This window comes from Pseudodesulfovibrio profundus (genome assembly GCF_900217235.1).
GTDB classification, from domain to species: domain Bacteria; phylum Desulfobacterota; class Desulfovibrionia; order Desulfovibrionales; family Desulfovibrionaceae; genus Pseudodesulfovibrio; species Pseudodesulfovibrio profundus.
Genome location: NZ_LT907975.1, coordinates 2,948,978 through 2,969,457 on the forward strand (window position 1 = coordinate 2,948,978; position 20,480 = coordinate 2,969,457).

At 54.2% G+C, this 20,480-nt stretch carries 23 protein-coding genes; 16 read left to right on the forward strand and 7 right to left on the reverse strand.

Annotation, left to right across the window (positions count from 1 at the left end; genetic code table 11):
- Positions 1–7: 7 nt before the first annotated feature.
- Together DPRO_RS13925 and DPRO_RS13930 are read left to right on the forward strand one after the other, a co-directional pair.
- On the forward strand, positions 8–661 hold the full coding sequence (locus DPRO_RS13925) for a lactate utilization protein (protein ID WP_097012605.1): 654 nt from the start codon (positions 8–10) through the stop codon (positions 659–661).
- 75 nt (positions 662–736) lie between these two features.
- The gene (locus DPRO_RS13930) at positions 737–1,489 is read left to right on the forward strand and encodes a UPF0280 family protein (RefSeq protein ID WP_097012606.1); all 753 of its coding nucleotides are present in this window, start codon (positions 737–739) and stop codon (positions 1,487–1,489) included.
- A 140-nt stretch (positions 1,490–1,629) separates the two neighbouring features.
- Here DPRO_RS13930 and DPRO_RS13935 read toward each other — a convergent pair whose 3' ends face one another.
- Complete coding sequence (locus DPRO_RS13935; RefSeq protein WP_097012607.1) at positions 1,630–1,935, reverse strand: MTH1187 family thiamine-binding protein; 306 nt, start codon at positions 1,933–1,935, stop codon at positions 1,630–1,632.
- Positions 1,936–2,484: 549 nt separating this feature from the next.
- On the opposite strand from DPRO_RS13935, the gene DPRO_RS13940 reads away from it, so the two are divergent.
- The 5 genes from DPRO_RS13940 (at position 2,485) to DPRO_RS13960 (ending at position 7,735) form a co-directional block, all read left to right on the forward strand.
- The gene (locus DPRO_RS13940) at positions 2,485–3,471 is read left to right on the forward strand and encodes a hydrogenase small subunit (RefSeq protein WP_097012608.1); all 987 of its coding nucleotides are present in this window, start codon (positions 2,485–2,487) and stop codon (positions 3,469–3,471) included.
- A 61-nt stretch (positions 3,472–3,532) separates the two neighbouring features.
- Complete coding sequence (locus DPRO_RS13945; RefSeq protein ID WP_097012609.1) at positions 3,533–5,251, forward strand: nickel-dependent hydrogenase large subunit; 1,719 nt, start codon at positions 3,533–3,535, stop codon at positions 5,249–5,251.
- Between the two features lie 960 nt (positions 5,252–6,211).
- Positions 6,212–6,841, forward strand: a complete 630-nt coding sequence (locus DPRO_RS13950) for a LysE family translocator (RefSeq protein ID WP_097012610.1) — start codon at positions 6,212–6,214, stop codon at positions 6,839–6,841.
- Positions 6,842–6,970: 129 nt separating this feature from the next.
- Positions 6,971–7,378 carry an RNA-binding protein gene (locus DPRO_RS13955; protein ID WP_232005596.1) on the forward strand — a complete coding sequence of 136 codons (408 nt, stop codon included), beginning with the start codon at positions 6,971–6,973 and terminating at the stop codon, positions 7,376–7,378.
- Positions 7,379–7,405: 27 nt separating this feature from the next.
- On the forward strand, positions 7,406–7,735 hold the full coding sequence (locus tag DPRO_RS13960; protein WP_097012612.1) for a DMT family transporter: 330 nt from the start codon (positions 7,406–7,408) through the stop codon (positions 7,733–7,735).
- Positions 7,736–7,808: 73 nt separating this feature from the next.
- Here the strand turns inward: DPRO_RS13960 and DPRO_RS13965 are convergent, their stop codons facing one another.
- The 3 genes from DPRO_RS13965 to icd all read right to left on the reverse strand — a co-directional run bounded on the left by DPRO_RS13965 (position 7,809) and on the right by icd (position 9,952).
- The gene (locus DPRO_RS13965) at positions 7,809–8,066 is read right to left on the reverse strand and encodes a HypC/HybG/HupF family hydrogenase formation chaperone (RefSeq protein WP_097012613.1); all 258 of its coding nucleotides are present in this window, start codon (positions 8,064–8,066) and stop codon (positions 7,809–7,811) included.
- On the reverse strand, positions 8,035–8,589 hold the full coding sequence (locus DPRO_RS13970; protein WP_097012614.1) for a HyaD/HybD family hydrogenase maturation endopeptidase: 555 nt from the start codon (positions 8,587–8,589) through the stop codon (positions 8,035–8,037). The genes DPRO_RS13965 and DPRO_RS13970 overlap by 32 nt, the downstream gene beginning before the upstream one ends.
- Positions 8,590–8,809: 220 nt before the next feature.
- Positions 8,810–9,952 carry an NADP-dependent isocitrate dehydrogenase gene (icd, locus tag DPRO_RS13975; protein WP_097013761.1) on the reverse strand — a complete coding sequence of 381 codons (1,143 nt, stop codon included), beginning with the start codon at positions 9,950–9,952 and terminating at the stop codon, positions 8,810–8,812.
- A gap of 173 nt (positions 9,953–10,125) precedes the next feature.
- Between icd and DPRO_RS13980 the strand changes: the two genes are divergently transcribed.
- From DPRO_RS13980 to DPRO_RS13995, 4 genes are all read left to right on the forward strand, one after another.
- Positions 10,126–10,866, forward strand: coding sequence for an SIR2 family NAD-dependent protein deacylase (locus DPRO_RS13980; RefSeq protein ID WP_097012615.1), 741 nt, complete (start codon positions 10,126–10,128; stop codon positions 10,864–10,866).
- A gap of 285 nt (positions 10,867–11,151) precedes the next feature.
- On the forward strand, positions 11,152–12,495 hold the full coding sequence (locus tag DPRO_RS13985) for a TrpB-like pyridoxal phosphate-dependent enzyme (RefSeq protein ID WP_097012616.1): 1,344 nt from the start codon (positions 11,152–11,154) through the stop codon (positions 12,493–12,495).
- 127 nt (positions 12,496–12,622) lie between these two features.
- Positions 12,623–13,081, forward strand: a complete 459-nt coding sequence (locus tag DPRO_RS13990; protein WP_097012617.1) for an META domain-containing protein — start codon at positions 12,623–12,625, stop codon at positions 13,079–13,081.
- 5 nt (positions 13,082–13,086) lie between these two features.
- Complete coding sequence (locus DPRO_RS13995) at positions 13,087–13,554, forward strand: META domain-containing protein (RefSeq protein WP_097012618.1); 468 nt, start codon at positions 13,087–13,089, stop codon at positions 13,552–13,554.
- A gap of 79 nt (positions 13,555–13,633) precedes the next feature.
- Here DPRO_RS13995 and DPRO_RS14000 read toward each other — a convergent pair whose 3' ends face one another.
- Positions 13,634–14,740, reverse strand: coding sequence for a glycoside hydrolase family 3 protein (locus DPRO_RS14000; protein WP_232005597.1), 1,107 nt, complete (start codon positions 14,738–14,740; stop codon positions 13,634–13,636).
- Between the two features lie 96 nt (positions 14,741–14,836).
- Here DPRO_RS14000 and DPRO_RS14005 point away from each other — a divergent pair, with 96 nt between their 5' ends.
- Genes DPRO_RS14005 through DPRO_RS14015 form a run of 3 tightly spaced genes read left to right on the forward strand, consistent with a single transcriptional unit; the run spans position 14,837 to position 17,537 of the window.
- Entirely contained in the window at positions 14,837–15,865 is a 1,029-nt protein-coding gene (locus DPRO_RS14005; RefSeq protein WP_097012619.1) for a rhomboid family intramembrane serine protease, read from the forward strand.
- Between the two features lie 53 nt (positions 15,866–15,918).
- Complete coding sequence (locus tag DPRO_RS14010) at positions 15,919–16,737, forward strand: metal ABC transporter ATP-binding protein (protein ID WP_097012620.1); 819 nt, start codon at positions 15,919–15,921, stop codon at positions 16,735–16,737.
- Entirely contained in the window at positions 16,734–17,537 is an 804-nt protein-coding gene (locus DPRO_RS14015; protein WP_097012621.1) for a metal ABC transporter permease, read from the forward strand. The genes DPRO_RS14010 and DPRO_RS14015 overlap by 4 nt, the downstream gene beginning before the upstream one ends.
- Positions 17,538–17,540: 3 nt before the next feature.
- On the opposite strand, the gene DPRO_RS14020 is transcribed toward DPRO_RS14015, so the two are convergent.
- A complete protein-coding gene (locus tag DPRO_RS14020; RefSeq protein ID WP_232005598.1) occupies positions 17,541–17,909 on the reverse strand; it encodes a hypothetical protein in 369 nt (122 codons plus the stop codon).
- 196 nt (positions 17,910–18,105) lie between these two features.
- Between DPRO_RS14020 and DPRO_RS14025 the strand changes: the two genes are divergently transcribed.
- The gene (locus tag DPRO_RS14025; protein WP_173806795.1) at positions 18,106–18,483 is read left to right on the forward strand and encodes a hypothetical protein; all 378 of its coding nucleotides are present in this window, start codon (positions 18,106–18,108) and stop codon (positions 18,481–18,483) included.
- A 253-nt stretch (positions 18,484–18,736) separates the two neighbouring features.
- Here the strand turns inward: DPRO_RS14025 and DPRO_RS14030 are convergent, their stop codons facing one another.
- Positions 18,737–19,357, reverse strand: a complete 621-nt coding sequence (locus tag DPRO_RS14030; RefSeq protein WP_097012622.1) for a D-sedoheptulose 7-phosphate isomerase — start codon at positions 19,355–19,357, stop codon at positions 18,737–18,739.
- Positions 19,358–19,561: 204 nt separating this feature from the next.
- On the opposite strand from DPRO_RS14030, the gene purU reads away from it, so the two are divergent.
- Positions 19,562–20,437, forward strand: a complete 876-nt coding sequence (gene purU, locus DPRO_RS14035) for a formyltetrahydrofolate deformylase (protein ID WP_097012623.1) — start codon at positions 19,562–19,564, stop codon at positions 20,435–20,437.
- Positions 20,438–20,480 lie beyond the last annotated feature (43 nt).

Here is a 20,480-nt window from a genome sequence, read left to right on the forward strand (position 1 = left end):
GAGTGACATGGACAAGCCCATCGACAATTTCTGGAGTCTGAATCTGCAGCAACTGAAAGAGCGGTTGGTGAAAAATGGATTTGATGTCCACATGGCCGATTCTTCCGAGCATGCCAAAGAAATCACGCTCAATGAGATTCTGCCCGAGATGCAGCCCAAATCCCTGTCCTGGGGTGGCTCAGTTACATTGGCAGATACCGGCCTGTATCACCATCTCCGCGACTGCGGCGAGTATGAGGTCATCGATACCTGGGACAAGAGCAAGACGAACGAAGAAAAGTACGAAATGCGCCGCCAGGCATTGCTGGTGGATTGTTTCCTGACCGGCACCAATGCGGTGACCGAAGAAGGGCACCTCGTCAATCTCGACATGTTCGGCAATCGAACCGGCGCCATTACGTTCGGTCCAAAGAACGTCATCATCTACCTTACCCGCAACAAGCTGGTACCCGATCTGAATCGCGCCATGGAACGCATTAAGGAATATGTCGCTCCGGTCAACACCATGCGATTGGATATGAAAACCCCTTGCGTCAAGACCGGGTACTGTATGGATTGTGATTCCCCGCAGCGAATCTGCAATGTCTGGACTGTGACGGAGAAGTCCTTCCCCAAAGGACGAATCAAGATCGTGCTCATCAATGAGGACGGCGGTTTCTAAGCCTGTGGATAACGTGTTCCTAACCCTGTTCCGAAAATGTTCGGAACAGGGAAAAACCTCTCGGAGTCCCCGCCAGTGAAGGAAAAATATCTTTCCACAGATAGAGCGTATCGTGCTGCTGTTGTACCGCAAAGCGGGGAGTATCGCTTTCAGGTCGGTGTCGAGCAGACCGATCTGCTGATTGTTGCTGAAAAGGAACTGCAGGTTGAGATAGCCGACTATGTTTCCCGGGTCCGCGGTGAGATCAAGAACTGGATCATGTTCCATCCGGAATTTGCCGAGAGTCTCGTGCCTGTGGATGTTCCCGACTCAGCACCGGACATTGTGCAGGCCATGGCCCGTGCAGCCGAGGTGTGCAACGTGGGTCCCATGGCGGCTGTGGCCGGAGCTGTGGCCCAGGCTGTAGGTGATCGATTTGTTACTGAAAGCCCGAATATCCTCGTCGAAAACGGTGGTGATACCTACTTGCACTCGACGCGAGAGCGGGTGGTGGCATTGCTGGCTGAACCGGACTCCGGCGCTTTGGTCGGTCTGAAAATCGAAGAGGCGTCATTCCCTGTTGCCGTGTGTGCTTCAAGCGGTGTCATCGGCCATTCCCTCAGTCTCGGGACAGGTGATCTCGTGGCGGTTCGTTCTTCGGATGCCCGGCTGGCGGACGCCGCAGCCACTGCGTTATGCAATATGCTTCAAGGCGAAGCAGATATTGATCGTGTGCTGAAAAAGGCCAAGGAATTGCGTGAATTCGGGCTGGACGGTGTGTTTGTTCAGTTTGACAGCAAAATAGCGGCCTGGGGAGCAATTGAGTTGGTGGCGATTGACGAAAGCTAATACGCTTTTTTTTGCTACCGATCACTTTTCCCAATAACTTTTTATTATCCCGCATTCTTTTAAAAGGGCGATGGCTGGCGCCTCGCCCTTTTTTTACTGACATTCTTATGCAGAGCAGGGAGTATTGTCCTGATATCCCTCTATGAAGCAGTCAATTTATCAGTGACGCTAGTGGTTTTGCTCTTCAGACCGTCTGTTCTGTCACGGCGGCTATCCACCTTGATATTCATATAAATACGTTCACTGTCAGGTTCGAGTTCCTTGTAGCACTTGTCGATGACCTGCATGACTTCATCCCACTCGCCTTCGACAGCTGTCCCCATGGGGCCGAGCTGGTAGGGAAGTCCCGAGTCGCGAACGATTTTCACGGCGCGAGCAACATACGGACTCAGGCTTTGCGTTCCCTTGTCCATGGGAAAAATGGAAAAATCGACGATGACGCTCATGATTGCCTCCTGTGCAGAATGGGGTGTCCACCGAGAGTATCAGGGGCTGGTTTCAGCCTGTCAACCAGAATAGAAAAGTGCCGGGTAGGCGGGTTAAAAAAACTAGTGTGAAATCTCACGAATGATTTGTTGCAGGTTGATACGAGTTACCCGAGATGACTTTGCCTGTTTTTTCTGGGCTAAAATTACTCCCAACACCCTAATTACCGGACTTTTTTTAACTTTTGTTGGAAAAAAGTTGATCAACCAATCGATTATAAATCACGCACAAACAGGAGGGAGATAGCATGTAGCGTGCCGGGACGTTTGAAAGTTTTTTTGGGTTGCCTATTGATTTTGTTTGTAAAGCGCGATACGAGATTGTTAATAAATTTTTCCGGGGGGTTATAGCACGAACTCGGGAAAAAGAATGTCAAAAGTGTCACTCTTGTCGTAAGTGTAACACTGAAGATGGTTAGGTCCGAGTTCGGGCGTGTGCCCGACGGTTATGATTGAGAATAACGGTGTTCTCCACTTCATAACAGACTCATTTTATTACGGAGGTGTTCTATGAAATTTTCCGTAGGTCATGGCAGGGACGGAGCCGTGGAACGGCTGGAAAAACGCGGCGTCACTCGTCGTGATTTCATGAAGTTCTGCGGAACCGTGGCCGCAGTGATGGGCATGGGGCCGGCTTTCGCTCCGAAAGTCGCCGAAGCCCTCACCAGCGATAACAGGCCCGACGTAGTCTGGCTGCACAACGCTGAATGTACTGGTTGTTCAGAATCTATCCTGAGAACTGTCGAACCTTATATCGACGCTCTCATTCTGGATTATATCTCTCTCAACTACCACGAGACCATCATGGCCGCCGCAGGTCACGCTGCAGAAAAGGCCCTGTGGGATACCGTTGCCAACGGCAACTACGTCGCCGTCATCGAAGGTGGCGTTCCCACCGCTGCTGCCGGTACTGCCAATGAGCCCGGCGCACACGGTAAAGTCGGTGGTCACACCATGTTGGAAAACACCACCAAGGTCGTTGAGAAAGCCAATGCAACCATCACTTATGGTACCTGCGCTTCTTACGGTGGCGTCCAAAAAGCCGCACCGAACCCGACCGAGACAAAAGGTGTCTGGGAACTCTATCCCGGCAAGCCCATTGTCAACGTACCCGGTTGTCCCCCGAACCCGTTCTCCCTGGTCGGCACCATCGTGCATTACGTGACCAAGGGTGTCCCGCCTCTCGACGATGTCGGTCGTCCCGTACTTTTCTACGGCGAAACCGTACACGATCACTGCCCGAGGCAGGAGTTCTTCGACATGGACGAGTTCGCTCCTTCCTTTGGTTCCGAAGAAGCTCGCAAGGGCTGGTGTCTGCGTAAACTCGGTTGCCGCGGTCCTGAGACATTCAACAACTGTCCGACCGTGAAGTTCAACCAGTACAACTGGCCCGTTCAGGCTGGTCACCCCTGCATCGGTTGCTCTCAGCCCGATTTCTGGGATGGCGCTGACTGGGATGGTGAAAAGTACCTGTACGCCGACCTCACCGACTTCTAGTCGCTGGTCGTACAGTTTTAACGCAGACGCAAATCAGAATTCATTCTAAGGAGGATATACTATGTCCGGTTGCGCAAAATCCGGTCCCGCGATGGCTCACGGGAAACACGACGTAGTCGTTGATCCGGTAACCAGGATTGAAGGCCACCTTCGCGTGGAAGCCGTTGTCGATGATGGAAAAATCGTCGATGTACGCAGCAGCTCCCAGCTCTTCCGTGGTCTGGAGATCATCCTGCAGGGCCGCGATCCCCGCGATGCTCAGCACTTTACCCAGCGTTCATGCGGTGTTTGTACTTACGTACACGCGCTCGCTTCCGTCCGTTGCGTCGACAACGCTGTCGGCGTCGATAAAGAACTGCCTCACAACGCCACCATCATCCGTAACTTGGTGCTGGCTTCTCAGTTCATGCATGACCATCTGGTGCACTTCTATCACCTGCATGCTCTGGACTTCGTTGATGTCGCCGCTTGTTTGAGCGCCGATGTGGACAAGGCCGCTGAACTGGCTCAGGCCGTTTCCAAAACCGTCCGTCAGGATCCGAAGATTGTCTCCTCCAAGGCAGACCTTCAGAAGACCAAGGACACTGTTAAAGGTATCGTCGACTCCGGTCGCCTCGGTATCTTCACCAACGCTTACTTCCTGGGCGGCCACGACGCTTACGTCCTGCCCCCCGAAGTCAACCTGTTGGCTACCGACCATTACCTGAAGGCCCTGCACATGCAGGTCAAAGCTGCTCGCGCCATGGCTGTCTGGGGTGCCAAGAACCCGCACACCCAGTTCACCGTCATGGGCGGCGTGACCTGTTACGAAGGCCTCACCGATAAGTACATCAACGACTTCCTGGCTCTCTATTCCGAGATCAAGGACTTCGTTCTGGATTGCTACATCCCGGACCTCCTGGCTGTTGCCGGTTTCTACAAAGACTGGGCATCCATCGGTGGTACCACCAACTTCATGAGCTTCGGCGAATTCCCGGTTCCGGGTGGCGAAGCCGATCTGAACTCCCGCTTCGTCAAGCCCGGTGTCATCTACAACCGTGACCTCGGCAACGTGATGGACTTCAATTCGGATCACATCGAAGAGCATGTCAAGCATTCCTGGTATAAGGACGATTCTCCGAAGCACCCCTATTCCGGTGTAACGGATCCCATGTACACAAGCCTGGACGACAAGACCAAGTACTCCTGGATGAAAGCACCCCGCTACGATGGCAAGTCCGTCGAAGTCGGCCCGCTGGCAACCTGTCTGGTCAACTATGCTCAGGGTCACCCCGACTTCAAGAAATACGTGGACTTCGTGCTCGGACATCTCGGTGTCGGACCCGATGCCCTGTTCTCCACCCTGGGTCGTACCGGCGCTCGTGGTATCGAATGCCTGATCACCACTCTCAAGACTGAAGAGTGGGTCAACGATCTGAAAGAAAACGTGGCCAAGGGCGACATGGACATCTGCAAAGATTGGGACATGCCTTCCGAAGCAAAGGGTGTTGGTTTCGTCAACGCTCCTCGCGGCGGCCTGAGCCACTGGATCGACATCAAGGATTCCAAGATCGACAACTTCCAGCTCGTGGTTCCGTCCACCTGGAATATCGGTCCCCGTTGTGACAACGACCTCCCCGGCCCGCTGGAAGAGGCTCTGCTCGACAACACCCCGATCGTCGACCCGGAACGTCCGGTCGAAATCCTGCGTACCGTTCACTCCTATGACCCCTGTATCGCCTGTGGTGTACACGTCATCGATAACAAGACCGGTAACGTCAAGAAGTTCAAGATCCTCTAGATCTTGTTCATAGATCACATATCAAGAGGCCCGATTATACGGGCCTCTTTTTTTGTTTTTCATGCAGTGAATTAAATCAGAATATGACAGCCGCGTTGCGGCGAATTGACAGGTGACTTCGCCTCCGGCGGCCAAAGGGCGAGTCCCTTTGGAATCCCGTTGTCGCCGTTGGCGAGGTGTCTGTTGATTAAGAAAAGTCACTTCGGTGTATCTTTTGCGATGCCCTTTAAACCTCAGTCCTGAAGGGCAAATGGGATGCAAGGGCGGTAGTCCTTGCCCGCCGGAGGCGAAATCATCCGACCATTCCGCCGAAGGCGGTCTTCTGTCTTCTCTGCTGAAATCGAAATCAGAATATGACTGCCGCGTTGCGGCGAATTGACAGGTGACTTCGCCTCCGGCGGCCAAAGGGCGAGTCCCTTTGGAATCCCGTTGTCGCCGTTGGCGAGGTGTCTGTTGATGAAGAAAAGTCGCTTCGGTGCATCTTTCGTGATGCCCTTTGATACTCAGTCCCGAAGGGCAAATGGGATGCAAGGGCGGTAGTCCTTGCCCGCCGGAGGCGAAATCATCCGACCATTCCGCCGAAGGCGGTCTTGTGTCTTCTCTGCTGAAATCGAAATCAGAATATGACTGCCGCGTTGCGGCGAATTGACAGGTGACTTCGCCTCCGGCGGCCAAAGGGCGAGCCCCTTTGGAAACCTGTTGTCGCCGTTGGCGAGGTGTCTGTTGATGGAGAAAAGTCACTTCGGTGCATCTTTCGTGATGCCCTTTGACACTCAGTCCCGAAGGGCAAATGGGATGCAAGGGCGGTAGTCCTTGCCCGCCGGAGGCGAAATCATCCGACTATTCCGCCGAAGGCGGCTCCTAATCTGATTTACCCCAAAAATTGGCTGCCAAAATAATAAGGAACCTTGACCATGAACCGAGCGAGGAATAGAACCGTCAGCAGAAGAGGAGAGTTAGATGATCGATTCCACCCAACTGCTGCTGTTTGTTTCTGCGTCCTTTGTCCTGGCAATCACACCGGGACCGGACATCGTCTATACACTGACACGAGGCATAACCCAGGGCCGTAAAGCCGCGCTGTACGCGGCATTCGGATTCAATTTCGGCATCCTCTTTCATACGGCGTTCGCAGCCTTTGGCCTGTCAGCCATCCTCCGCACGTCTGCCATGGCGTATCAGGGAATCAAACTGGCGGGCGCGGCCTACCTTATATATTTGGGCATCCAGACATGGCGCAGCCGATCGGAATCGATGATTGGTAAAGATGCGCAGTGCCTGCAACCGATGACCATCATGCGCCAAACCGTGCTGTGTAATGTGCTGAATCCGAAAGTTGCACTGTTTTTTCTGGCCTTTTTGCCACAGTTCGTGGATGCATCGAAGGGCAATGTCGCGACACAGATTGGGATTCTTGGTCTGGTGTTCATGTTTGTCAGCTATCCGGTTTTCGTTGCCCTGGCATTGTTCTCAGGTGCGATCGGCAATCGTTTGAAAACCAATCCAACCATCGAGAAGCGCTTGAAGAAGGTGGCTGGCTCGGTCTTTGTCGCCCTAGGATTGGCCCTGGCTCTGCCCGAAAAAAGCTAAAACGATTGACCAACAAATAAGCCTTGGCTAGGTTGGGTCATGCTTTTTTCTCGGATTAGGCGTTCCTTTCGCTTTATGCGCGCCGCTCCCTGGCCATACATGACAGGTGGAGCGTCTTTGCTTATTGCGTTGACACTCAAGACAGTCGGCTTGCTCGAATGGTCTGGCGGCGACGTGCCGCAGGCCGTGGTTTTCGCCTGTTGGGGCGGCGGCTGGCTGGTGGTGACGTTTTTTGCCATGGCGGATGCGGTTTCCCGTCACCGAGAATACAAGCGGATCAAAGCCATGTTCCTGAAGTTCGGCTACAGCGAACGAATATTGGAACCCCTTGCTCGATCCCGATGCCAACGTGATGCCGCCATTTTTGCGGCGGAAGAAGTTGGACATGGTGATACGGCTCGGCAGTACTTTTCCAAACTGGGTTACCGCTGGTATCACATTCTTCCTGATCTGGTCATGCGTAACCCGTTCGCCTTTTTGCGCCCAAGCTTTCTGCGCTCGTCTTTCATGCCGGGCAAGAAAGCGCGCATTCAATAGATTTCCAATATAAATCGGAGGGGGGATATGGGATACGTGTATCTCGCTATCGCCATTGTTGCAGAAGTGGTCGGCACAACGGCCATGCAGGCAAGTGAAGGGTTCACGAAACCCATACCGAGCATTGTTGTCGTGGTCGGGTATGGCGTGGCCTTCTACTTCCTTTCGCTGGTTCTTCGGACCATCCCCATGGGAATAGCCTATGCCATCTGGGCAGGGCTGGGCATTGTGCTGATCGCGCTGACCGGCGTGGTGCTTTACAAGCAGACACTGGATGTACCGGCGATGATCGGTATGGGACTGATCGTGGCGGGAGTTGCAATCATCAATATTTTTTCGCGCACGACGCCGCATTAAAATGGACTGTAATAAAAGTAAAAGGCCCGGCGTGTTGAACACGCCGGGCCATATGTTATTTGCGGTATATTGATTAGAGCATGTCGTGCCGGTAGCCTTCGCCACCCATCAGCTCGACCATGTCGCGTAATATCTTCAATGTCTCCTGTGCTTCTTTCGGGTCCAGTTTGCGCAGGGCGAAACCGGCGTGAATGATGATGTAATCACCGATGGTGATTTCTTCATCCAGAAGCATGATTGAAGCCTGAACAGTCGTGTCGCCTTCTCCTACTTTGCAGGTGGCTACACCGTCGTTAATCTCAAGTATTTCGGCTGGAATCGCGAGGCACATAAATTTTCTCCGTGGCAGGGTTCGTTGCAGAGCGAAGGGTGTAGGAGCCGCCGGCTTTTTCCACTTCCTTCAATACGATGTCCATCATCTCGGGCATTTTTGCTTCCAGTTCGGGAGACAGAGCCGCGGACATGTCTTTGTAGTTGACCGGCTCGATACCGTACAGGATGACGTCGTCCGGCACCTGCCCCATGAGACTGCACTGGGCAAGGGTGTCAAGAAGGTCTGTCTGGTGCATGGAGTTCTTGAAGGCGCACGCCTTTTCAAGATCCTGTCCAAGCAGACGGAAAATGTCACCGGGGTTGCCTTCGTTGAGTACGATGTCGACAATGATCAGGTAGTCCGATTCCATGATCGGACCGATCAGCCGTGTCCCCAGGGTGCCGCCGTCAAGGACGTCAACGTTGGGGGAGAACTGATATTTTTGATCAAGTTCCTCTGCTATGCGGACGCCGAAGCCTTCATCGGTGTACAGGATGTTGCCGACGCCCAGAATGAGTATTTTTTTGTTGGAATCAGACATAGTTGACACTTAGTAAACACCGGCCGTTAACGCAAGAGCTAAATGCGTTTTATGTCCCTGTCTAAGCGATTATCTTCTGTTATTAGAGGGTTGGAGAAATGAGAGATAGATCAGGGTGAATCTGAGTCTGCGGCAGGGCGTAGACCAGTTGGTGTTGGGTCACAAAAAACCGGCCCATCGCGTAGACGACAGGCCGGTTGAAATGGAATGTTGTTACAATCTAGAGGTTGTTGAGCACGCGCTCGCCAAACTCCTGACAGCCGACCTGCGTGGCGCCGCTGATCTGTGCGGCGAGGTCCACGGTGACTTTCTTTTCGGCAAGGGCGGTCTCGACTGCGGCATGGATGAGGGCAGCAGCTTCGTGCCAGCCGATGTGCTCCAGCATCATGGCGCCGGAAAGGATGAGCGAACCGGGGTTGGCCATATCCTTGCCTGCGATGGTGGGAGCCGTGCCGTGGGTCGGCTCGAAAAAGGCGAGGTTGTCGCCCATGTTCACGCCCGGAGCAAGACCGAGTCCGCCAACCTGTGCAGCCAGCGCATCGGAGAGATAGTCGCCGTTGAGGTTGGTGGTGGCGATGACAGAATATTGTTCAGGGTACATCAGTACATTCTGGAACATGGCGTCGGCGATGCGGTCCTTGATGATGACACCGTCTTCACCTTCGCCTTCGCGTACGACCTGTCCTTTGTATTCTTCCTCGGCCAACTCATAACCCCAGGCGCGGAAACCGCCTTCGGTGGTCTTCATGATGTTGCCCTTGTGGACCAAGGTGACAGAAGGCTTACTGTGCTCGATGGCAAAATCAATGGCTTTTTTGACCAGTCGCTTGGAACCGGCAGGGGTGATGGGCTTGATGCCGACTCCCGCGGTTTCATGGATGTTGGCACCCATTTCATCAACCAGGAATTCGATTAATTTCTTGGCTTCCGGGGAGCCGGACTGGTATTCGATACCAGCGTAGACATCTTCGGTGTTTTCACGGAAAACCGTCATGTCCACGAGATCGGGGCGCTTGACAGGCGATTCGATACCCTTGAAATATTTGATGGGACGAATACATGCGTAGAGGTCAAAGACTTGGCGCAGGGTGACGTTGAGGCTGCGGAAGCCTTCTCCCACCGGGGTGTTCAGCGGGCCTTTCATGGCCAGCTCGGCTCCTGCCAATGCTTCCATGGTCGCCTTGGGCAGGTGTTCGCCGGTTTCGGCATAGCCTTTTTCACCGGCCAGCAATTCAACCCATTGCAGTTTATTGTCGTTGCCGTAAGCTTTGGCTACGGCAGCGTCCAGAACGGGACGGGCGGCACGCCATACTTCGGGACCGATTCCGTCGCCTTCGATGTAGTATACTGTTTTGTCAGACAAAATTTCCTCCTTGGGCAGGGGGATCAGGGTGTGATCCAAATGCGGGTTTCTCTCAAATAGGCACGGACTATGACGTTTATTCGGTTGAAAATCAAGAATTGAGACAACGGGTTGCTTGGGAAAAGACAGCAAAAAGTAGTTAATAGATAGTTAATTCAGAGAGGTAGCTCTATATGTTTGGTGAATTGGAGATGGTGAAAGCCCTGTTGGATGAACGTAAACGCGTGGTCGTACTGACCGGTGCAGGGGTATCCGCCGAGAGTGGTGTACCTACGTTCAGAGGGCAGGATGGTTTGTGGAAATCCTTTCACACCCAAGACCTCGCACGTCCGGACGCCTTTGAATCTCGGCCCGAACTCGTTTGGGAATTTTACAACTGGCGTCGCCAACTGGTGGCCGAATGTGAACCCAATCCGGCACATCATGCGTTGGTTGAATTGGAGCGGCAAATTCCGAATTTCCTTCTGATTACCCAGAATGTCGATGGGCTGCACGCCAAGGCCGGGAGCAAAAAGCTCATGGAGATGCATGGCAGCCTGTGGCAGGTGCGGTGCACCAAGTGCACTCATGCCCGGGAGGCCCGTGAACCGTTGCCCGACATGCCGGAATGCCCGGTCTGCGGCCATTTGCTGCGTCCGGGTGTGGTGTGGTTTGGCGAGCCTCTGGTGGCCGGAGTGCTCAAGGTCGCCATCGATCAGATCGGCAGGTCAGACGTATTCATTTCCATCGGTACGTCAAATCAGGTGCAGCCAGCGGCTTCCTTCTATCAGTTGGCAAAGGATCATGGTGCGGTGACTGTCGAGATCAATCTGGAGCCAACGCCCAACACTGGGCTTATGGACTTTGCCGTGCATGGCAAGGCAGGGGAAATCCTGCCGGAACTGACCACTGGATTGCGCGAGTCATTATCTTGACTTTAATTCTCTCTTGAGAGTATCGATCATCATTATGAAAACACCCATATCATACACATTCTTTTGTGGACGCGGGTGGCTCAATGTCAAGCGGCCCGAGTCTTAGAAGCGTGCTGAAGCAAGCCTTCTCCTGTCTGGAGACGGCTCCTTTTCGCACGCAGTTTGAGAACCGGAAACCGTTGGCTCGTAGTCATCGGTTTTTTTATGCAATCGATTTTATTCAGGCGCACGGGGAAGCTGTAGCGCCTCGAACGAGGTCTCAAAACTGTATTGGAGTGCAATTCCATGCCAAAGAAAATTTACCTGCCCCAGGACGAGATGCCGACACAGTGGTACAACCCCATGCCGGATCTGCCGACCCCCCTGGCTCCTCCTCTTAACCCGGCCACCATGGAACCCCTGAAGCCGGAAGACCTTTCCCCCATTTTCCCAGATTCACTTATTGCCCAGGAAATGAGTGAGGAGCGTTTCATCGACATTCCAGAAGCTGTTCTGGATGTATACAAAATCTGGCGTCCCTCTCCACTGGTTCGTGCGGAAAAGCTCGAAAAGGCCATTGGTGCCAAGTGTAAGATATTCTACAAAGACGAGTCCGGCTCTCCAGCCGGTTCGCACAAGCCGAACACCTCTGTTCCACAGGCGTACTACAACAAGATGGAAGGCGTAGAACGACTGGCTACCGAGACCGGTGCCGGGCAGTGGGGTACGGCCCTCTCCTTTGCCTGTTCCCAGTTTGACATGGAGTGCGTGGTATACATGGTCAAGGTCTCCTATGAGATGAAACCGTACCGCAAAATGCTCATCAATACCTATGGCGGCACTATCTTTGCCTCGCCTTCGGAAGAGACCCGCACCGGCCGTGAGATGCTGGAAAAAGACCCGGACTGTAAAGGATCACTCGGCCTTGCCATCTCAGAAGCCGTGGAAGATGCCGCCACCCATGACAACACCAAGTATGCGCTGGGTTCGGTGTTGAACCACGTCCTCATTCACCAGACCATCACTGGCCTGGAAGTGAAAAAGCAGTTGGAAATGGTCGGCGAAAAGGCCACTCATCTGGTCGCCTGCGTCGGTGGCGGTTCCAACTTCGGCGGACTGGTGTTCCCCTTCCTGCCCGAAAAATTGGAAGGTGATCCGGTCAAGTTCATTCCAGTGGAACCCAAGGCTTGCCCGACATTGACTCGTGGCGAATACCGTTATGATTTCGGTGACATGGCTCGTCTGACCCCGCTGGTCAAGATGCACACCCTGGGGCATGACTTCATGCCTGCCCCAATCCATGCCGGTGGCTTGCGCTACCATGGCGATGCTCCCATCGTCTGCAATATCGTGGAAGAAGGGCTGTGCGATCCCGTTGCCTACTTCCAGACCGAATGCTTCGAGGCAGCCAAGCTCTTCTTGCAGACCGAAGGCTTCCTGCCTGCTCCAGAGACCTCTCACGCCATCAAGGGCGCCATCGAAGCGGCCAAGACCGCTGGTCCTGATGACGTTGTGGTCTTCCTGTACTCCGGCCACGGCATGCTCGACCTTGCTTCCTACGATGCCTTCAACCAGGGCCTGCTGACCAACTTCGAGTTGCCCCAGCGCGATATCGAAGAGGCACTCAAGGCGTGCCCCAAGGTAGATTAACACACCAATAATGTCCGTTGACAGCCCGGCCTGAATGTTCAGGCCGGGCTTTTTGTTTGTTTCTTGCCAATCAGTCACCGGGCCTGTTAATTAGAGTGGAGCAACATATCGCCAAGGAGATGCAATAATGAAACGATACACCATGGGCATTGTCGCCCTGACTTTGATGCTGGGCATGGTCATGCTGGCTGGTTGCGGTTCCAAGGAAGCCGCCCCGTTGAATACCGAGACCATCAAGAGCCGACTGCTTGACAAAAAGTGGACGTGCCAGAAGATGGTTGAGCGGGAAGTACGGAGTGAAACAAAGCCGTACATGGAGTTCAAGGCGGATGGTACGGTTGTCGGCAATGGTGGCTGCAATGATTTCCGTGGGCAGTACACCCTTGATGCCGAAGATATTTCTTTTGGTCCTTTAGCTTCCACACGCAAGGCGTGCATGGGCGCTCTGGGCGAACTGGAGTTCTCTTTCCACACGCTGCTGTCCAAGGTCGATCGATTGCAGGTGGAAGAAGATGAACTGCTGTTGTTCATAGGCAACAATCCGGTCCCGATGGTCTTTACCGTTGATGACGGTGGACTGTGGTAACAACCATGAAGAACGCAAAGAGGATTCTCTCGCAGATACTGGCGGTTTCGCTGGTTTTGGCGTTCTTGAGCGGGTGTGCAGTCAAGCAGCAGGAACCACTCTCGGCTCCTGTCATGGATGATGCGACCATAATCAGCCATTTGGCCGGAAAGGTGTGGGTGGCGGAATACATTCACGGCAAGCCCGTGATTGATATGAGTCATACATCCATGGTGTTTGCGGAGAACGGCACGGTCAAAGGTCGTGGCGGTTGCAACAGCTTCTCCGGGACCTATGAAATGAAAGATGGCATCATCTCGTTCGGGCATATGGCCGCAACCATGAAGCTGTGTCCTGAAGCGATCAATGATCAGGAATTCCGGTTTTTTCAATCGCTCAAAGAGAAGCACGCCGTGGCCTTCAAGAACGGGCTGCTTATCCTGACGCCCGACTCCGGGGAACCCTCATCATTCGCTGTTCATAATACAAACTAGAAAAACGTCCTGCTTCGTCATCGGAGCAGGACGTTTCTTTTCGGCTCATCTGACAGGGCGAATTCACCCCACCAATTGCTTATTGTTTCAGCGTATTCTTCAGGCGCATGATCCGGTCATAGGAACGGCTGATCCGTTTGCGTGGGATGACGCCGGTTTCGACCAGTTCCTTTATGATTCCATGTGCGGTGGGAGCAACATCCTCGTCAAAGGTGATGTTGTTGCCGAAAAGCAGGATGTCGGCCCCGGCTTCGATGGCGAGTTGGATGGCTTTGGCTCGGCCGAATGCATCGGTTATGGCGCGCATGTCCATATCATCGGTGATGACAACGCCGTTGAATCCGAGACGTTCCCGCAAAAGACCCGTGATGATGGCCTTTGAAAGAGTCGCCGGATAGATGGGGTCGAGCTTTCCATTGAAAATATGGGCGGTCATGATCATCTGCACTGAGCCGTTACCGATCAATGTGCGATACGGGATCAATTCGGATTCTGACCATGTGTTGGTGACGTCGGTTACGCCGTAGTGGCTGTCTGCTCCTGCGCTTCCGTGGCCGGGAAAATGTTTCAGGCTGCCAACTATTCCCTGCTGCGCGAACGCCTCGAGGAAAATGGCGTTGCAGCGTGTTACGCGACTCGGGTCGGATGAAAAGCTCCTGCCTATCTTGCCGATGGCCGGACTGTTCGGGTTGACGTTAACATCCGCGACCGGAGAGAAATTCATGTTGAATCCGGCGGCGTCGAGTGTGGATGCTATGGACCTGGCTGCCTTGTGGACGGCAGCATCGTCCTGACTGCCGAGTGTCTGGGCCGAAGGTGTTGGGGGAAATCCGTATTTGGCTTTGAGGCGTTGCACATTGCCGCCTTCCTGATCCACGGCGATAAACAGCGGGATATCTGCGGCCGACTGCAAGGATTCAGTAAGTGAGGCAACCTGTTTGGGGCTGCGGATATTGCGTTTCCTGTTGTACCAGCGGGACATGTCTTTATCGAAAAGAATAACGCCGCCCACATGGTATTGCGTGATATCACGAATTACCGGTGCATCCTCCGGTGCCGAGTAGCCGCGAAATCCGACCATGAGCATCTGTCCGATCATGATATCAAGCTCCTCGTCCTGCGAATGGGCAGTGGCGGGCGCGATGATCGTGATGATGAGCAGAAAAGCGGTCAGGTATGTGCGCATGATGACTCCGTGTTTTTCTTATGTATATGCATCACGGTGCACTCTTTCAAGGGGAAACAGGATTGACGTCAGCTTCAATTGCTCTATCATTTGCGTATGTCGAACGAATCAACCCCTCCCGGCGTTCTATCCCGTACTTTTCGGCCCCAATGGGTGGACATCGCGTCCGAATTATATGGTGTGGAACCAGATAGTTCCGAGTGCAGGCTGGATCACGCCACGGCAAAACTGTGGACGCTGATTCTTGCTTCCCGTGCCATCCCGTACCGAATGCGTAATCGTTCGGCAGAGGAGGGGGGCGGCCACAGTGTGCAGACGCAGGCCTGGTCATTGGAGCGGGCTGTCGAAGAAATCCGGTTACACCGCGATGAAAACGTACCCGATGGTCGGGGGATGTTTCTCCACGATTTGCGCCCAGTAGGAGGAAGGGAAGCCACCATGGCCCTCATGCTGTGCATGCTTCTTTTCTTCTGGATATATAATCGAACCTATCCGGCCATTGCCATGTTTCCGCAGAAATGGCTGAATCATGGTAGCGCTGACGCTCTCGAAATTCTCAACGGAGAATGGTGGCGTGTCTTCACGGCCCTGACCCTGCATGGCGATGGCGCGCACGTATTGGGTAACGCGATCATCGGCGGTGTCTTCATCTGGCTGGCGGCGCGCAGACTTGGCTCCGGGCTGGCCTGGATTCTGGCCATTCTGGGCGGTGGTATGGGCAACTGGATCAATGCCATGGTGCTTGGGCCACCGCATAATTCCATCGGGTTCTCCACGGCATCCTTTGCCGCAGCAGGGCTTCTGGCCGGAGTTGCCAGTTTTCATGTGGGCGGGGGACAACACGGTTTGGGCAGCGGGAGTATTGTTCAGCGATTCCTTCGATTTCTCAGTTCCGCGCTGATCCCGTTTGCAGCGGGACTCGGGTTGCTGGCCATGCTTGGCGCTGGCGAGGACACCGATCTTGGCGCGCACCTGTTCGGCTTTGTTAGCGGCCTTGGTTTGGGTACGCTGACCGGGCTGCTTGTCTCCCGAACTGGTCTCCCGACCCGCGGATTTGACATCGGACTATATATTTGTGCCATGGGTCTGATATTGGCGGCATGGGGGTTGGCGTGGTTGGCATGACCGCGTGGGTGTGCTAGTTTTCCGGGATTGAAGCACTTTTTCAGGAGTAATCTGTGGCTGACCCAGTGATTGAAATTCAGGATGTTTCCCTCTCATTCGGTACCGTTCCGGTCTTGGACAATGTCTCCCTGACTGTCGAGCGCGGCGATTTCATGGCTGTGCTCGGCCCCAATGGGGGAGGAAAATCCACATTGCTCAAGATCATGCTTGGGCTGCTCAAGCCCGATAGCGGGTCTGTTTCCGTTCTGGGCGAAGCACCCGGGATGGTCGGGGAGCGAATCGGATATCTTCCACAATACACCCATGTTTCAAGCTTCTTTCCCATTACCGTCGTCGATGCCGTGCTCATGGGAACCGTACGTCCGGGCCTGATGGGGTTGAGCGGGCTATCTCGTCCAACAAAGGAACTGGACAAGGCAAAGGAAGCCCTTGAACGGGTGGACATGCTCGACCATGCCGATCGACGTCTGGCAGGACTTTCAGGCGGGCAACGGCAGCGGGTGTTCATTGCACGCGCATTGGTCGGCTCTCCCGAATTGCTTCTACTGGATGAGCCCACGGCGAGCGTTGATTCAAGCCACCGGAGTTCCCTTTTTTCCCTGCTCACGAAACTGAACCGCGAGATGACCGTAATCATGGTCAGCCACGATATTTCCTCGCTGGCATCAGGAGTCAAATCCGTTGCCTGCGTCAATCGCGATCTGCACTTCCACAAGGCCCCGGAGATCACCAGAGACATGTATAAAATGAGCTATGGCGGTGATGGGGATAATTGCTGCCCGGTGGAGCTGGTAACTCACGGCGATCTGCCGCATCGGGTGCTTGGTTTTCATGGCGTGTCGGATTCTTCCGATGAGGAGGAATCCAAATGATCGAGCTGCTCCAATTCGATTTCATGCAAAACGCCCTTGTGGCCGGTCTGCTGGCCAGCATCATCTGCGGCATTGTGGGCACGCTCGTTGTGGTCAATCGGATAGTCTTCATCTCCGGTGGTATTGCCCATGCGTCCTATGGCGGCGTCGGGCTGGCCTTCTTTTTCGGCCTGCCCATCCTGCCTGTGACAACGATATTCACCCTGTTCACCGCGTTGATCATGGCCTTGGTGACCCTGCGCGCCCGGGAACGCTCGGATACGGTTATCGGCGTACTGTGGGCAGCGGGTATGGCGCTGGGTATCATCCTGCTCGACTTGTCCCCCGGCTACAATGTGGACCTGATGAGTTATCTCTTCGGTTCGATTCTGGCAGTACCACGCTCTGATCTCTGGATAATGGCCGGACTCGCCGCAGTGGTATTGCTGGTGGTCTTTGCCTGCTACAGAGGCTTTCAGGTCATGTCCTTTGACGAGGAATTCGCCAGAAGCCGCGGCGTCCCGGTGGGAGTGCTCCATTTTGTGCTCATCGCACTGGTGGGACTGAGTGTCGTGATGATCATCCGGGTGGTCGGTTTGATTCTGGTCATAGCGCTGCTGACCATCCCGCCCTTCATTGCCGAGCGGCGAACCCGTTCGTTGAGTGCCATGATGCTGGTATCGACTCTACTGAGCGTGGCGTTCACCGTTGTCGGCCTGCTGGTATCGGCCATGGCGGATATCACGTCAGGCGCTACGATCATCGCAGTTGCTGCGACCTCGTTTTTTCTTTCGTTTCTGCTGCCCGAGAAAAAGGCATAGGACTTACTGTAAAATCTTTCTGAGCCAGAGCTGGAATTGCGGTTCGATTTCTCCACCCACCCGTGAAAGATCGGGATGGGAGCGCACGTAGAGCACATCCAGTCTGTTCCCGGGCTTGAAGCGTACCCATATGTCTTTGGGCAGTGGCGCCGTTGCGTATCGAACAATGCCATCCTGATCGAGATATTTGTAATCAATGAGAAATTTTTCGTTGTCGGTGGCACCGGTGTCTGTTCGCACCTGCGTGACGATGCCGGTGGTTCTGGTTTCACCATAGAGCCTGAATCGCTCTTCCCGCAGTATCTCATAGGGTAACTGCGAAAAGATCAGGATAATGAGAGCAATAGCGCCTATGCCGGTTAGAAATCGCATGATTTTCTGGCTGCGCGTACGGTGCTTTTTGGGTGGAAAATAAACCATGTCCGTTGATACACCGGGGACAATGTATGTGCAAGTCGGTGGCAAAAGGTTGGCTACAATCTCCCTTGCCTTTTTCTGTATGAACGATAGGATAGCTGGGATACGCCGGAGGGAAACAGGGTTCCCTTCAAATGAACCAAAGGAAGACATGCTGAGCATTCATGAACTAGAGGAAAGCATCCTGCGAATGACCATGGCCGTGCGCCAGGGGGAAGCAGCAGATGTGGCGCGCAGCTTCGGAGAAGATCCGGACAAGGAAACACGGCCGCTTGGCTGGTGGGTCCTGGCGTGTGGGGAACCGCTGGACATTCAGTCTGAGGAAAAGCGGAACGCGTCACGTGAAAAACTGCTTCTTGAGGTCCGTATGGCAGGTGTGGTTCTGCCGGAAAATGTCTGGGTGTGGGATGAAAGCGGCAATGCACAACTGGTTATCGCCACTGTGCCGACGCTGGAACGAGCCGAACGGCTGTCCCGTCACCTGGGGAGCAAGGGGTTGAACATCCGTATTAGGCGGGAGAAGATATGACGATTCATTTTACTGCAATTCAGTAAAGGCTCGTCATGCGGCGAGTCTTTTTTTTTGACAAAAGCGCTCGCAGCTCAATGCAAATACGGTAAAGGGAAATGTGTCGGGGGGGGGACACCATCTGGTCTGACAGGTGCTTCCCGTTTGATCGGAACTGCTGTGCAGGGGGGACGTCGCACAGTGAAAACAGATTTTATGTCCACCAAAAAGAAAAGCGTTGCCGTTTGACCGGCAACGCTTTTTGTCGTTTGAATTATCCTTCCTGGGGTAGGAAGGGCGTCAGCTCTGCAACCGCCTCGAACAGGAAGTGATCCACCAGATGACACATCATGTGTGCTGCTGCGATGTGGATTTCCTGAATCACGGGCGTATCGCCGGAGGGCACGGTCACCAGAAAGTCGGAAACCGACGCCATTTCACCACCAGTCTGGCCGGACAGGCCCACGGTGATGATCTCGTTTCGCTTTGCTTCACGCATGGCGCGGATGACGTTGGAGCTGGTGCCGGAAGTGGAAAGCCCCACGAGCATGTCGCCCGGCCTGCCGAGGGCCTGCAACTGCTTGGAGAACACTTCGTCAAAGCTGTAATCGTTGCCGATGGCGGTGAGGGCGGATGTGTCGGTGGTCAGTGCCAGACCGGGAAGGGGCGGGCGCTCCAGCTTGAAGCGGTTGGTGAACTCGGCAGCCAGATGTTGGCTGTCGGCTGCACTGCCGCCATTGCCGCAAAACATGATCTTGCCGCCGTTAGCCAGGCAGACGGCCATGGCTCTGGCTATCTCGACGACCAGTTCCCCTTTGGTCTCGAAAAAGGTTTTTCGAGCCAGCAGTCCGGCTTTGGCGTGGTCCATGACTTTTTTGAGCGCAGCTTCAGACATATATCTATCCTTAAAAATGGTGTGATTTCGGTTGACCGAGATTATAGCAAATCTGCCCATGGTGCAATGAAACAACGTCACCGCTCCGGGGGCTGTGGGTAATAAAGACTTTTATTCGGTTGCAATTTGCGGTAATCGACCGCTTGGGCTGACGCCCACGTACCGGAACATGTAAAAAAGACCAAGCGAAAAAAGAAGAAGATCATGACCGAATCCAAGGAAAGCACGGTTCGACTGCTTATCACCTGCCCGGACCAGCCGGGAATTGTTGCCTCTGTCAGCCGGTTTCTGCACCGCAAAGGGGCCAATATCATTCATTCCGACCAGCACTCCACTGACCCGGAAGGCGGTCGATTTTTCATGCGCAACGAATTTTATTTGCCCGGCCTCGACCTTGAGGGGCTGGACGGCCTTCGCGAGGAGTTCGAGAAGGAAGTTACCAGCGGTTTCACCATGGACTGGTCGTTGAACCCGGTCTGGGAGCCGAAGAAGATGGTTATCCTCTGCTCCAAAGTCGATCACGCCCTGATGGAGCTGCTGTGGCGATGGAAGCGCGGTGATCTGGAGGCGGATATCGCCATGGTCATTTCCAACCATCCCGACCTGCGCGAGTCGGTGGAGCACTTCGTTCCCTTCCACTATGTTCCGGTCGGCCCGACACTGCGGGACAAGGTCGCAGCCGAGGACCGTATCATCGAGCTGATGGGAGAAGTCGATATTCTCGTGCTTGCCCGTTACATGCAGATTCTGACGCCGGACTTTGTGGCGCGTTTCTCCAATCAGATCATCAACATCCACCATTCGTTCCTGCCCGCATTTGTCGGGGCCGATCCCTACAGGCGTGCCTTTGAACGGGGCGTAAAGCTCATCGGTGCCACGGCGCACTACGTGACCAAGGAACTGGATGAGGGGCCGATCATCGAGCAGGACGTTATTCGGGTCACCCATTCCCATGATGTCGATGCGCTCAAGAGCCTTGGTGCCGACATCGAGCGCCACGTGCTGGCGCGGGCAGTGAAGTGGCATCTGGAAGACAGGGTCATCGTGGATGGCAACAAGACCATTGTCTTTCGTCGATAGCACGATTTCAGGTAAGAAAATAAAACGCCCTGTCAGTTTCGAC